Annotated in this window: 13 protein-coding genes; 11 read left to right on the forward strand and 2 right to left on the reverse strand. The window is 45.5% G+C overall.

Annotation, left to right across the window (positions count from 1 at the left end):
- Positions 1-81 precede the first annotated feature (81 nt).
- The 5 genes from J7W08_RS05625 to J7W08_RS05645 all read left to right on the forward strand — a co-directional run bounded on the left by J7W08_RS05625 (position 82) and on the right by J7W08_RS05645 (position 5,506).
- Positions 82-1,566: a (R)-citramalate synthase gene (locus J7W08_RS05625; protein ID WP_259370134.1), complete on the forward strand. Its 1,485-nt coding sequence runs from the start codon at positions 82-84 to the stop codon at positions 1,564-1,566.
- Between the two features lie 110 nt (positions 1,567-1,676).
- Positions 1,677-3,368, forward strand: a complete 1,692-nt coding sequence (locus J7W08_RS05630) for an acetolactate synthase large subunit (RefSeq protein ID WP_233085649.1) — start codon at positions 1,677-1,679, stop codon at positions 3,366-3,368.
- The gene (gene ilvN, locus J7W08_RS05635; protein WP_233085650.1) at positions 3,365-3,850 is read left to right on the forward strand and encodes an acetolactate synthase small subunit; all 486 of its coding nucleotides are present in this window, start codon (positions 3,365-3,367) and stop codon (positions 3,848-3,850) included. The genes J7W08_RS05630 and ilvN overlap by 4 nt, the downstream gene beginning before the upstream one ends.
- Positions 3,851-3,888: 38 nt before the next feature.
- The gene (gene ilvC / locus J7W08_RS05640) at positions 3,889-4,896 is read left to right on the forward strand and encodes a ketol-acid reductoisomerase (protein WP_048194784.1); all 1,008 of its coding nucleotides are present in this window, start codon (positions 3,889-3,891) and stop codon (positions 4,894-4,896) included.
- 76 nt (positions 4,897-4,972) lie between these two features.
- A complete protein-coding gene (locus J7W08_RS05645; RefSeq protein ID WP_233085651.1) occupies positions 4,973-5,506 on the forward strand; it encodes a nitroreductase family protein in 534 nt (177 codons plus the stop codon).
- A 78-nt stretch (positions 5,507-5,584) separates the two neighbouring features.
- Here J7W08_RS05645 and J7W08_RS05650 read toward each other — a convergent pair whose 3' ends face one another.
- Positions 5,585-7,939, reverse strand: a complete 2,355-nt coding sequence (locus tag J7W08_RS05650; RefSeq protein ID WP_233085652.1) for a DNA topoisomerase I — start codon at positions 7,937-7,939, stop codon at positions 5,585-5,587.
- 247 nt (positions 7,940-8,186) lie between these two features.
- On the opposite strand from J7W08_RS05650, the gene J7W08_RS05655 reads away from it, so the two are divergent.
- Positions 8,187-8,393, forward strand: coding sequence for a hypothetical protein (locus J7W08_RS05655; RefSeq protein WP_048194788.1), 207 nt, complete (start codon positions 8,187-8,189; stop codon positions 8,391-8,393).
- Positions 8,394-8,612: 219 nt separating this feature from the next.
- Here J7W08_RS05655 and J7W08_RS05660 read toward each other — a convergent pair whose 3' ends face one another.
- Positions 8,613-9,059 carry a universal stress protein gene (locus J7W08_RS05660; protein WP_233085653.1) on the reverse strand — a complete coding sequence of 149 codons (447 nt, stop codon included), beginning with the start codon at positions 9,057-9,059 and terminating at the stop codon, positions 8,613-8,615.
- 203 nt (positions 9,060-9,262) lie between these two features.
- Here J7W08_RS05660 and thiC point away from each other — a divergent pair, with 203 nt between their 5' ends.
- The 5 genes from thiC to J7W08_RS05685 all read left to right on the forward strand — a co-directional run bounded on the left by thiC (position 9,263) and on the right by J7W08_RS05685 (position 14,442).
- Complete coding sequence (thiC, locus tag J7W08_RS05665) at positions 9,263-10,561, forward strand: phosphomethylpyrimidine synthase ThiC (protein ID WP_233085654.1); 1,299 nt, start codon at positions 9,263-9,265, stop codon at positions 10,559-10,561.
- A gap of 336 nt (positions 10,562-10,897) precedes the next feature.
- A complete protein-coding gene (locus tag J7W08_RS05670; RefSeq protein ID WP_233085655.1) occupies positions 10,898-11,605 on the forward strand; it encodes an ABC transporter ATP-binding protein in 708 nt (235 codons plus the stop codon).
- Positions 11,606-11,615: 10 nt separating this feature from the next.
- Positions 11,616-12,851 carry a COG1361 S-layer family protein gene (locus tag J7W08_RS05675; RefSeq protein WP_233085656.1) on the forward strand — a complete coding sequence of 412 codons (1,236 nt, stop codon included), beginning with the start codon at positions 11,616-11,618 and terminating at the stop codon, positions 12,849-12,851.
- A 17-nt stretch (positions 12,852-12,868) separates the two neighbouring features.
- On the forward strand, positions 12,869-14,089 hold the full coding sequence (locus J7W08_RS05680) for an ABC transporter permease (protein WP_233085657.1): 1,221 nt from the start codon (positions 12,869-12,871) through the stop codon (positions 14,087-14,089).
- 98 nt (positions 14,090-14,187) lie between these two features.
- Entirely contained in the window at positions 14,188-14,442 is a 255-nt protein-coding gene (locus J7W08_RS05685; protein ID WP_233085658.1) for a PLDc N-terminal domain-containing protein, read from the forward strand.
- Positions 14,443-14,444: the final 2 nt, after the last annotated feature.

The following is a 14,444-nucleotide window of genomic DNA, read 5'->3' on the forward strand; positions in this document are numbered from 1 at the left end:
GATAAATCTTAAAATGATGATCATAAGATCACGATCGAAAAAAGACATATTTCGCTGAAATACAAAAAATACAAATGAGGGATTGCATTATTCGAAAATATCCGGTTTTTGGACACAACTTTACGAGACGGTGAACAGACACCTGGTGTCGCACTGAAAACAGAAGAGAAAGTCTGGATCGCACGCAAGCTTGACGATCTGGGAGTAGACATCATCGAAGCAGGCTCAGCCATCACTTCAGAAGGCGAGCGAGAAGCCATTCGTGCTGTGGCAGCTGAAGGGCTGGACGCGGAGATCTGTAGCTACTGCCGCATCATGAAGCAGGATGTGGACTATGCCTTAGAATGCGATGTGGATTCCATTCACCTCGTAGCACCTGTATCAGACCTTCACATCAGTGTAAAGCTCAAGAAGGACAGGGAAGCACTAAAGGAAATGGCATTAAGCACCACAGAGTATGCAAAGGACCACGGTCTTATAGTGGAGCTTAGCGGAGAGGATGCATCCAGGGCAGATCTGGATTTCTTAAAGGACCTGTACAAAGCAGGCGTGGAAGTCGGTGCTGACAGGGTATGTTTCTGTGACACAGTAGGATTGCTTGTGCCGGAAAAGACGACCGAGATATTCAAAGAACTCACATCAGCTATCGATGTACCCGTGGCCATTCACTGCCATAATGACTTCGGCCTTGCGGTATCTAACACCATCGCAGCATTGAATGGCGGTGCAAGAGAAGCACATATGACGATCAATGGTATCGGTGAAAGGGCAGGAAATACAGCACTTGAAGAGGTCATAATGGCCCTTGAGTGGCTATACAAATACGACACAGGCATCAAGACCAATGAGCTTTACAAGGTCTCAAGGCTTGTCAGCCGTCTGACCGGACTCGCGGTAGCACCTAACAAGTCCCTTGTTGGTGGTAATGCATTCACCCATGAAGCCGGAATCCACGTACATGGATTGCTGGCAGATACTTCCACATATGAGCCAATCACTCCTGAGAGCATTGGACGTGAAAGGCAAATCGTACTTGGAAAGCATGCAGGGAAGAGTTCTGTAACACTTGCATTGAAAGAACTGGGACTTGATGTTGATGAGTCACAACTGAACGAGATAGTAGCCCGTGTCAAGGAATTGGGCGACCATGGCAAACGTGTCACAGATGCTGACCTCCAGACAATCGCTGAGACTGTGCTTGATATATATCGCGAATCAAAGGTCAAGCTCGAAGAATTCACTGTTGTTTCAGGTAACAAGGCAATACCAACAGCTTCCGTAAGACTTACAGTTGATGGAAAAGAGGTAGTTGAAGCAGGAATCGGAGACGGACCTGTGGATGCAACCTTTGAAGGAATTCGTAAGGCTGTGTCAGGTGTTGCAGATATTCATCTTGAAGAATATCATGTGGATTCGATCACCGGAGGAACCGATGCACTTGTAGAAGTACTTGTCAAACTTTCAAAGGAAGGAAAGATGGTCACTTCAAGAGGTGCACGTACCGACATAATCATGGCTTCTGTGGAAGCCGTCATTAACGGGATCAACCAGCTAATACAGGACTGAACATTCACATACAGGAATGAGCAGCCATAATAAAAAACAACAAACTGAAAAACAAAGATCTTAAACATATATTGATAATATCTTACCGATCAATCAAAGGAAAAGATAGCATGACCGGAAAACCAGAAAGAATGACAGGCGCAAGAGCATTCGTCGAGTGCCTGTACAGGGAAAATGTCGATGTTATATTCGGATATCCAGGCGGCGTGCTGCTCCCTATCTATGATGAACTCTATGATGCACACCTGCACCATCTGCTTGTCAGGCATGAGCAGGCAGCAGTCCATGCAGCCGAAGGATATGCAAGAGCCACAGGTAAAGTAGGTGTCTGCCTGGCAACATCAGGCCCGGGAGCAACAAACCTTGTCACAGGTATAGCAAACGCATACATGGATTCAATTCCAATGGTAGCTTTCACCGGACAGGTACCAAGCTCAATGTTAGGCAACGATGCCTTCCAGGAAGCTAACATCACAGGCATTACAATGCCTATAACAAAACACAATTATCTTGTACAGGATGCAAAGGACCTTCCAAGGATCATCAAGGAAGCATTCCATATTGCTTCCACCGGCAGGCCGGGACCTGTACTTATTGATATGCCTAAGGATGTCACGACCGATGTGATCGATTTTGTATATCCTGATAAGGTCGAGCTTCGCGGTTACAAGCCTACCTACAAAGGCAACACCCAGCAGGTCAAAAGAGCTGCATCAGCTATAGCAAAATCAACAAGACCTGTCATCTATGCAGGTGGCGGTGTTATCGGATCAAACGCAAGCAAGGAGCTACTCGCCTTTGCTGAGAAGATCAAGGCACCTGTCACAAGTACATTGACCGGTATAGGCGGATTCCCAAATGATAATGACCTTTACCTTGGGATGCTGGGAATGCATGGTACCAAGTACGCCAATTATGCAGTACAGGAATCAGACCTTTTGATCGCTGTCGGAGCACGTTTTGATGACAGGGTCACCGGAAAGCTACAGTCATTTGCACCAAATGCGAAGATCATCCACATTGATATCGATCCGGCAGAGATCTCAAAGAATATCACTGTAGACATACCTATCGTTGGAGATGCAAAAGATATTCTCAAGTCGCTTCTGACATATGTCAATGAGTGTGACACAAAAGAGTGGCTTGACAAGATCGCCATATGGAAGCGGGACTTCCCCCTCTACTACGTCAACAGGGAAGATGTCATCAAGCCTCAGTACATCATTGAGCAGATCAATGAGGCATGTCCTGATGCAATCGTCGTAACAGAGGTCGGACAGCACCAGATGTGGGCTGCCCAGTACTTCAAGTACAAAGAGCCACGTACATTCATAACCTCAGGCGGACTGGGAACCATGGGATACGGATTTCCGGCAGCTATCGGTGCAAAGCTTGGAAGACCTGACAAGGTCGTATTCGATATTTCCGGTGACGGCTCGTTCCAGATGAACTCACAGGAAATGGCAACTATCGTACAGAACGATATTCCGATCATCATCGCATTGTTCAACAACGGATATCTTGGAATGGTCAGGCAGTGGCAGGCATTGTTCTTCGAACACCGCTACTCACACACCACCATAGAGGACAGCGTGGACTTTGTCAAGCTGGCAGAAGCCTACGGTGCACTTGGAATTCGCGTGGAAAAGCCATCAGAGGTCAGACCTGCAATTGAAAAGGCAATTGAAGCAAACAGGCCTGTTATCATCGACTTCATCGTTGAACGAGAGGAGAATGTATCACCAATGGTACCAGCAGGTGCAGCAATCAACGAAATACTTGATCTGGAGAAGACACAATGAAACACACACTTGCAGTTCTGGTAGAGAACAAATATGGAGTACTGGCAAGGGTTGCAGGGCTCTTTTCACGACGTGGTTTCAATATTGACAGCCTTGCTGTGGGAATCACGGAAGACCCAACGATATCAAGAATGACAATTGTTGTTCGTGGTGATGACCACGTGCTTGAACAGGTCACAAAGCAACTTAACAAGCTTATAGATGTCATTCGAGTTACAGACCTGGGTTCAGAGGAATCTGTTGAAAGGGAGCTGGCACTCATAAAAGTAAATTCCGATGACAGCAACCGTTCAGAGATCATACAGATCGTGGACATCTTCAGGGCAAGGATAATTGACGTTGCTTCAAAATCAGTTACAGTTGAGGTCACCGGAGATTCCAATAAGATCAAGGCGATCCAGACATTGCTGAAGCCTTTCGGAATCAAGGAAATGGCAAGGACCGGTAAGGTAGCACTTACAAGAGGTTCTAAAAGTTCATAATTGAATTATTTTGATTTATAATACACGGAGAAATAAATATGGTAGAAATGTTCTATGACAAAGACGCCGATCTTGGCGCACTTAAAGGTAAGACAGTAGCTGTAATGGGTTATGGAAGCCAGGGACACGCACAGGCCCAGAACCTTCACGACTCAGGTCTTGATGTTGTAATTGGTCTCAGAGAAGGCAGCCGTCGCTGGGCACAGGCAGAGAACGATGGTCTTAAGGTAATGACAGTTGCAGATGCTGCAAAGGCTGCAGATGTCATCCAGATCCTCCTCCCTGACGAGATCCAGTCAAAGGTATACTACGCAGAGATCGAGCCAGGACTTGAAGCAGGCAATGCGCTTGTATTCTCCCACGGATTCAACATCCACTACAACCAGATCGTGCCATCAAAAGATGTGGACGTATACATGGTCGCACCAAAGAGCCCGGGCCACCTTGTAAGAAGGACCTACAATGAAGGAGCTGGTGTACCAGGCCTTATCGCTATCTACCAGGATGCAACAGGCAATGCACATGAAATGGCACTCGCACACGCAAAGGGTGTCGGATGTACAAGAGCCGGTGTCATCGAGACAACCTTCCGTGAGGAGACCGAGACAGACCTGTTCGGTGAGCAGGTAGACCTCTGTGGTGGTGTCGCAAGCCTCATCAAGACATCCTTTGAAGTACTTGTCGAAGCAGGATACCAGCCTGAGATGGCATACTTTGAGACACTCCACGAGCTCAAGCTCATCGTTGACCTCATCCACGAGGGCGGTCTTGAGAAGATGTGGTATTCAGTTTCCAACACAGCAGAGTACGGTGGTCTCACAGTCGGTCCACAGGTCATCAACGAAGAGTCCCGTGAAGCAATGTACATTGCACTCGAGAGGATCCAGAACGGTGAGTTCGCACGTGAGTTCGTCCTTGAAGGACAGACAAACCACGCTGTACTTACCTCCATGGAGCGCCTGGAGAACGAGCACCCTGTAGAGGTCGTTGGTAAGAAGCTCAGGGCAATGATGCCATGGCTCAACAGCGAGCTCAACGAAGAGTAAGCTAAAAATCGTAAAATACATTTTTCAGGACACACGTCCTGAAAACCCATTCTTTTTTTGATGATCCTGTGATAACATGTCAGCTACTATAGAGACCATACTTGCACGCAGAAGCATCAGGGAATACACAGAAGACCCTGTAAGCAACGATGAGATCAACACTATCCTTGAATGTGGCAGATGGGCACCTTCAGGCCTTAACAACCAGCCCTGGAAGTTTATCATCGTCCGGAACGAAGATACCATCAAAAAACTGGCAGACTGCACGCATTACTCAAAGATAGTTTTGCAGGCAAAGGTGCTGATCGCAATATATCTTGATCAGGAGACCATGTACCATCATGACAAGGATGTGCTTGCCATCGGTGCTTCCATACAGAACATGCTTCTCGCATGCGAGGATCTCGGTCTTGGAGCTGTGTGGCTTGGCGAGATCCTCAAAAAGAGCGAGCAAGTAAATGACCTCCTTGAAGTACCGGAAAGTCTTGAGCTTATGGCAGTCCTTGCAATCGGCCACCCAGTAGAAAAGGAACGCTCATCAACAAGGAAAACTATTGATGAGATCACATTCAACGAGAAGTATGGTGAAAAATGGACAGGTGAAAACTAAGACCTGCCACCTTTTGAACTTTAAGCTTTAAACATTATATTTTAAATTTTAAGCTTTATATTACAAATATTAAATTTTTCATTTTTCCCTGGCTTTCCTGATAGCATCTTTGCGAGCTGCAGCTGCTGCATCACATTTGCGGTTAGCACAGTATTCCTTGGCATCCTTCCCCTGTTCTTTAACCCTTATGAAGTGCCAGCCACAGCCATCACAGACCTTGTCCGTAACGGTGAGCCGTCCTTTCTTGGGTACCGATTGAGTATGCCCACAGCGTTTGGTGCATCCCAGGAAACGAGAGTCCTTTGTAGCAATAAGGAACATCTGGCCATCACAGGATGGGCAAGGACCTATCACTTCAGGAGGAAAGCATTCCTTTTCCAGTTCACATGAGAAACAGGGACCGATGCCGATCGACCAGAAGTATTTGTTCCCCACTTTGATAACGGCAATGCCATCCTTTTTGCACTTCCTGGACCGCTGTACAGCCAGTGCACCTGCCTTTGGAAGCGGGTATGTGTTCTTACACTGTGGATATCCCGTACATCCCACAAAACGACCCTTGTCCGTAATGACCATGCGAAGCATGCGACCACATTCAGGACATGTGCCGACGTGGTTCTTCTTGTCCGCTGCAACCGCCTCATCTGTGATCGTACCTGCGATCTGGGAGACCATAAGTTCACGGTTCTTCAGCAGCTGGGAATACATCTCCTTGATAAGGGCAGTGCCTTCCTCAAGAGCTTGTGGGAACTTCTTTGTCCCGTCCTCCACTTCCTGAATGAGGGATTCTATCCGGGCACGGATATCCGGTTTGACAAGTATGGGCACAGAGCTGTTCAGCGCATCCATCAGGGTGAAACCTGTATCCATTATTGCAATGGTCTTACCCTTTGTCTCAAAATAACCACGTTTCTTGTTCGTTTCAATATGAGAAGGTGCGGTTGCCTTGGTACCGATACCATGCTTGTCCATAAGGGTCAGCAACTCTGCTTCCGTAAGTTTCTTTGGAGGCATTGTCTGTGACTTTACATTGTTGATCTTCTTCACATCTATAACATCAAGCTCTTCGAGATCAGGTAAGAGCTTATCCTTTGGCTTTTCAAAAGGATATACTGCAAGCCAGCCTGCGCTCTTCTGGATAGAACCTGTGGAATCGAACAGCTCATCACCTACTGTGAGCTCAAAGCGTGTCTTCTCAAAGACAGCTTCAGGCAGCAGGTTTGCAATAAAGTGCCTTACGATAAAGTCATAGATATCCCATGCATGAGGCATCTTGACCGCCTTTTCCACTTCTGCACGGGAACCAGCCTTGATCGGATGAATAGGAGGGTGGTCATGACCATCTTTCTTCCCGTTACGGGGAGTTATCGTGTTCTGAGAGAGAAGCAACAGTGCGAAGTCCTGATAATCGCCTCTGGTAAATCCTTTTAGGATCTTCTTGAAATCCATATCATCGGCATACTTGTTGGTCTCTGTCCTGGGATAACTTGTAAAACCGGAAAGGTAAAGCTGCTCTGCGACCTCCAGAGCCTTTTCAGGACTTACTCCGAGGAATTTGGATGAACGTTTCAGGAACTCGTTGGTGTTAAGCGGGAAAGGAGCATTGGTCTTCATTTCCTTTACAGTCTTCTTTGATACCAACGCGGTCTTACAGGCTTTGATCTTGCTGAATATAGCATCTGCTTTTTCCTTTTCATAGATGTGACCGCCACGGTGAGCTCCTGCAAAATCGGTTCCTTTTCCGATAAAAAATCCTTCTATCTTCCAAAAGTCCTTCGAATCGAACTTTCGTATGGCAAGTTCACGCTCATAGACGAAACCACATGTAGGTGTCTGGCAGGGACCTACAGACAGCACCCCTTTGGTCCTAGCACGCTCTCTCACGGAAAGGGTCACAAAACGAGTGAATGCTGCACCCATCTTCAGATCAAGAATCTGCCTTGCCTCTGCGGACATTGCCATGTTCTCATCAGGCTCCACAAGATCGGTAAAGGCTTTCTCGATCTCACTTTTTGAAAGAGAAGAGAACCTTGCCCTCTTGACGGTCGACTTTGATACCTTTTCAGCGATGGATTTGGCCTCAAACCCTATATTTTCCCCTTCCCTGTCAAAATCGCAGGCAAGAACAAGAAGATCTGCGTCCTGGGAAAGCTTCAGTATCGCATTGCCAAACTGGGCTTTTGTTATCTGTTTTACCGGTTCGGTGTCCAGAAGCAAAGCAGGATCGACATCCCTCCAGTTATTGAACTCCTCCGGATAATCATAGCCCATGATATGTCCTGCAAGTCCCATTATTTTCCAGGGGACACCGTTCCTCTGGAATTCATAAACAGGAACCCCGGCTACAATTGTTCGTCTGGCCGAGCCGCCGGCTAATATGTTCGATATCTGAGCTGCAGCTTTGTTCTTCTCTGTGAATACGACTGTGGTCATGGAAATCAAAGGCAAATAACGTTTTCAAATGGCGATACTGTTCCTAAAAAAGGTGTGACATAAAATGGTACTAACAGTACATTAATTATCGTATTCGATTATCAAACTTGATCATCATATAGATCAGGCTCATAAGGAAAGGCTCAGATACGTTTTCCCAAAGATAACTAAGAGGTGATGGAAAACGAATGCAACCTCATCAAAAACTTCATAAATATACAAACCAATCTAATATTGGAGGGTAACTATGCAATGTACTGTTTGTGGAGTTGAAACTGAAAACAAATATTGTAACGATTGTGAAAAGATACTGGAAGAAATAATCCAGAAGGTCGGAGAAAAGCGCTGGAGTGCAATTGACGACTGCTCATACATCTATCCCATGATAAAAAGGGCAGCCAAAGGAGAACTGACCGTCAATGACATAATCAACGCAATGGAAGTTGAAGATTAAAACTAAATAATATTTCGAGGGATATGGAACCAAATGGTTCCTTAACCACTCATACGATTCTCACGGCTTACTTTTTTAAGAACAATCGCTACTGTCGATCCGGTAGAGATCAACTATTCGGAAATTTATTCTTTAATAGTTAAGCCATAAAGGAAATAAAAAAACCGGATTTGAGAAATTTCGGAGATCAAAGAGATCAAAAGTGGTGAGCCAGAAAGCTCACTTTGAGACCATGACATCTACCTTGGAGTGACGCAATACTTCCTCTGCAACACTTCCAAGAAGCAATCTTGTAAGTCCCGTCTTTCCGAGGCTGCCCATTACAATAAGGTCCATTTTGTTCTCTTCTGCATACTTGATGATCTCTTCTGCCGGATGGCCCTCAAGGACTAAGGTTTCAACCGCAACGCCACTCGAAGAGCAGGCATCTGCGACCTGTTCAACAGCCTTTCTAGCTTCTTCCATCATGACCTTGAATGGTACTTCCCACTGCATCATCCTGGAACCTATAGGCATTGAAGAAGATGGGTGCGTAGGTACTACACAAACTGCATATACCTTTGCATCAAGTTTTTTTGCAATATCTATACCGGATAAAACTGCACTATCCGCATTTTCTGATCCGTCAGTAGCTATCAGGATCTTTTTATATTCATTACCAGTCACACAATTACCCCCTTTGTTGATCTGTAAGCCGTGCATGGTGCACTTTGTTAATTAAATATAAACTTCAATAATATATCAACTTTCCCAAAACATGACAAGAGACTGACATTCTTAAGAGTATGAAACATATATATGTATCATTGCTGTATTGAATCCTAAGAACCGGCTATAATCATGCTTAAAATCATTTTTTCGGAGTTACAATGACGTTAATGGAAGATGCAAATAAGGGCCTTATCACTCCAGAGATAGAACGTGTGGCAGAGGTAGAAGGTATCGATGCAGATACAGTTAGATCCTGCGTTGCAAAAGGGCTTGTAACGATCCCAAATAACATCAAGGGAAAATCCCGGGCATTCGGTATCGGGAAATATATGAGCGTAAAGATCAACGCCAATATCGGTACCTCAAGAGACTTTGTAGACATTGAGGATGAAGTTGAGAAAGCTAAGGTCGCTGTTGCTTACGGTGCTGACACGATCATGGACCTATCCACAGGCGGAGACCTTGACCTGATACGTGCAAGGATCATGGATGCGGTAGATGTGCCAATAGGTACCGTGCCAATATACCAGGCTGCAGCTTCCCACAAGACCGTAGTTGACATGACATCCGATGACATGTTCAATGCCGTGCGCAAGCATGCTGAGGACGGAGTGGACTTTGTCACCGTCCATGCAGGTGTCAACTACAATGCGATCGAGAGACTCAAGAACAGCGACAGGATCACAAATATGGTCAGTCGTGGCGGTTCATTTACCTTTGCATGGATGACACACAACGAACAGGAAAATCCTTTCTATGCAGAGTATGACTATCTTGTTGAGATCGCAAAGGAGTATGACCTTACCTTAAGCCTTGGAGATGGAATGAGACCGGGGTGCATACACGATGCATCTGACGGACCAAAGTTCATGGAATTTATCACACTCGGCGAGCTTGTGAGCAAAGCAAGGCAGTCTAACGTACAGACCTTTGTCGAAGGTCCGGGACATGTGCCATTGAACGAAGTTGAGCTCAGCGTAAAAGCAATGAAAGAATTATGCCACCAGGCACCACTTTACCTGCTTGGCCCACTTGTTACTGACATTGCACCAGGTTTTGATCACATCACAGGTGCTATCGGAGGAACACTTGCCGGCATGTGTGGCGCAGATTTCCTCTGCATGACAACACCTGCAGAGCATCTCGCACTTCCAACTGTCGAGGACATCCGAGAGGGAGCAACTGTCACTAAAATAGCAGCCCATGCTGCAGACCTGACACGCGATGGTCAGAAAGAGCAGGCACGTGCACTGGATAACAAAATGGCAGTCGCTCGTGCAGAGCTTGACTGGGATACACAGTATGAGATCGCAATTGACAGCGAAAGGGCTCGCACCATCAGGGAGAGCAGGTACAGCGGAAGCGATGCATGTTCCATGTGCGGCGAACTATGTGCAATGAAGATCGTAAAGAGCGCACTTGAAGAGAGCAGGCAGAAGAACAATTCTTCTTCCTGATCATCTTTTTCTATTTACCATATTTTTCATTTCGATCATTTCTTTACTTCTATTATTTTTATTTCAGTTAGTCTCACTTCAGTTAATGTTTACTTTAATCATTAATTTAATACTTCATTTTCAATGCTCCTTCCACTGATATGTCCTTCTTTGTTTTTTTACTTCGATCTAGCTACATTTTTCGTATAACTCTAGCTTCCTCCTTGGACAAGCAGTTAATACATAATTGTTCTTGTAGTCAAACCTGACGAAATATCGAAACGTTTAAATTAGTTGAACTTCATAAAGTGACTTGTCGATAAATCGACGGATTTGCAGATATTCGGAGATGATGCAATGAGCATTACGGTTGATCAGGACATAAAAGAAAAAGAGACAGTTATCGAAACCATTGGTCTGAAAAAGAGCTACTACCTGACGGATGTTGAAGTCCCCATACTTCACGGTATCAATATCAACGTGAAAAAGGGTGATTTCGTAGCAATAATGGGTCCATCAGGTTCCGGTAAAAGCACTCTTATGAACATGCTTGGATGTCTTGACAGGCCCACTGAAGGTCATGTGATGATCATGGGGATGGACATCAACATAATCTCCGATATGGAACTGGCAAAGCTCAGAGGAATGGAGATAGGGTTCGTGTTCCAGAACTTCAGCCTTGTCTCCAGGCTTTCAGCCCTTCAGAATGTCCTTTTGCCAACCTATGCAAACCGCAGACCGGACATCGATGTGAATGAACGTGCCAGGCAACTCCTCGATCTTGTGGGACTCTCAGACCGCATGGACCACAAGCCAACTGAGCTATCCGGAGGGCAATCACAGAGGGTTGCCATTGCCAGGGCACTGATCAACGATCCTGCCATAATCCTTGCAGACGAGCCTACGGGAAACCTTGACTCAAAGACAAGTATCGAGATCATGGAGCTTTTTTCAGAACTACACAAGAAAGGAAGTACAATAATCATGATCACACACGATCCTGAAACCTCAGCATATGCTGACAGGACGATCCATGTCAAGGACGGCTATATCGAAAATAACTAAGGTGATGATAATGCAAAGAAGAAACCTGAAGATAACAAAAGAATTACCCACACTTGCAATCCTCCTGGTGCTGTTGACAATTATGTTGACCCCGGTATCAGGACAGGAGAGCAGTGCAACAAGCCTTGACGTGGACGTCCAGAAATATGAACCATATCCAGCGGAGATAGGACAATATGTTGACGTCTGGATCAAAGTGGAGAACTTCCGTTCAGGACAATCCGATGATGTATCTATAAGACTTGTACCCGAATATCCACTCTCCCTCGATTCCGAGAACAATGCTATCAAAAATATCGGCATACTCTCCCCTGATACTGCATCCGTACAGGAATACCGCCTGTATGTGGATGAAAATGCAAAACCGGGAACAGCTTCTTTTGATGTATACTACAGAGGTGATAGCGATAGCCCCTGGGTAAAAGATACTTTTGAAATGAAGGTTGGGTCTACTACTTTTGAAAGCAAGGGAACACTTGAACTGGAAGATATTACAGCTAATCCCGGAGTATTCAGCCCAGGAGATATCGGAACCGTCAGTTTCACGCTTACCAATACTGCCACAGAGAACACAATAACGTTCGAAGGCAAAGATTACGATACTAATGCACGTGTCCAATCCGCAACTCTTTCAGGCTCTGAGATCATCCGGACCACAAGCGTAGAACAGGATGCAGGAATAATCGGACCGGGAAATTCAGTAACACTGACATTTAATGTGGAAGTTCCTGAAGATACACCGGAAGGTACCTACTACCTTGACCTTTCAGTTATCGGAAATTCACACTCATACAATAATAACTGGAGAGTTCCACTTACAGTTGACAGCTCATCCCTCAAGATGATACCATCAAAACCAATGACACTTACTAACGGTGAAGGGAAGATCCAGTTCGATGTGGCAAACCTTCATCCAAATACACTTTCATCCGTAAGTATCAGACCGGAAGCAGAAGGCATTAAATTCTCACCGGCAGAGTATTTTATCGGGACCATGAAGCCTGATGAACTTTTTACCATAGAGTTCACTGCAGTGGTGGAAGATGAAGAAGCATTAACCCCTCTTACACTGGATGCAGAATACAGGAATGGGTTCAACGACCACACAACCTCCGAAGAGGTCGGTAGTTTTGACCTTACAGAAGAAGATAATGGGAATGGCGTCACAAGCGCTGCTGCAGCCCTTGGACTGGCGGTAGTCGCCGGATCGACACTCTTTGTCTACAGAAAGAAGAAAAAGGATTAATTCCAGGAGTGATGGACATGGTCAACCTCAGGCAGTCACTTGAGATCGCAACAGGAAGCATCTTCAACTCAAAGCTTCGTTCCACCCTTACAACCCTTGGCATAGTTATCGGTGTAGCTGCCGTTATAGCAAATGTTGCTATTGGTGCGAGCTTTAACCAGTACTTTGACGAGGAGATAGGGACCATTGGATCCAATTTCATATATGTAGGAGCGGGAGCAAACGAGGCGAACGTCCTGTTCGATAATGAACTGGAGGTAGTCAGGAACACACCCGGTGTTGTCAGGGCATCCCCACTCAATGAGCAGGTCGCTGAGGTGACATACATGTCGGACTCGAGAAGGGTGACGGTCATTGGAGTGACAGGCGACTATGATGAGGTCGCCAACATCCAGCTCAGTGAAGGAAGCTTCATCAAGGACAATGACCAGTACGTTGCTGTTATTGGAAATGAGGTCTCAGAGGATACTTTTGAGCGCAGGCTTGCAAACAAGAATTCCATAGATATAACTTTCCGAACCCGTGATGGCGAGGAGATCACGCAGACCTTCCAGGTAAAAGGAATTGTCGAAAAATCCGAAGCAAGTTTCATTTCAACAGGACTGGACTCTGATACAAGTATATTCGTTCCAATTTCCACAATGAACGAGATCCTGTCAGTAAACGATTATTCCGGAATATTTGCAGAAGGCGAATCCATAGATACGGTCACCGAGACCTCTGATGAGATCGATAAGAGACTAGGACGCTATATGGGGATCTCTTCGAGGGATATGGAAAAGGATGATATCAAACCCTACTTTATCGTGGACCAGCAGGAGTTGCTCGAAGAGGCCGGAAGTCTCTCAGATGCCCTTACTGCACTTCTTACAGCGGTTGCATTGATCTCACTTGTTGTGGGATCCATTGGTATCATGAACATCATGTTAGTAACGGTGACAGAACGCACATCCGAGATAGGTTTGATGAAAGCTATCGGATACTCCAATTATGATGTCCTGACAATGTTCATCGTGGAATCCGCTGTTGTGGGAACCATCGGGGGAGTAATTGGCGTGGTCCTCGGTTGCGTTGGAGCATATGGTGCTGCAACCTTCATGGGCCTGCCTGTTGTTCTACCTGCAACAAAGATATTCGCAGGGTTTGTGATCTCAATACTTGTAGGGTTGATCGCAGGCGCTTATCCCGCTAACAAAGCTGCAAAGATGAAGCCGGTAGATGCATTGAGACATGACTGAAAAATTATCAGAATAAAAGATGAGATCAAAAATGCTGACAATGATAGAGATAAAAATAGAAGCAAACTCGAAATTGAAAGAGAACAAGGTGAACAAAAATGCTTGATAGCTGGATATTTTTCCCGATAAACGCAATAATGTTCCTGATGTTTGCAGGACTTGCAATAGCAAGTACATTATTCTGGCTCTGGATGCTTATCGATTGTGTAATGAACGAACCATCACAGGGAAATGATAAGCTTATATGGGTAATTATAATAGTCTTTACTCAGTTATTGGGAGCAGTGATCTATTTCTTCTTCAGAAGACCAAAACGGATCGCACAGGAAATTTCAATGAGTTCAGAAAATTAATA

Source organism: Methanococcoides orientis (assembly GCF_021184045.1).
GTDB classification, from domain to species: Archaea; Halobacteriota; Methanosarcinia; order Methanosarcinales; family Methanosarcinaceae; genus Methanococcoides; species Methanococcoides orientis.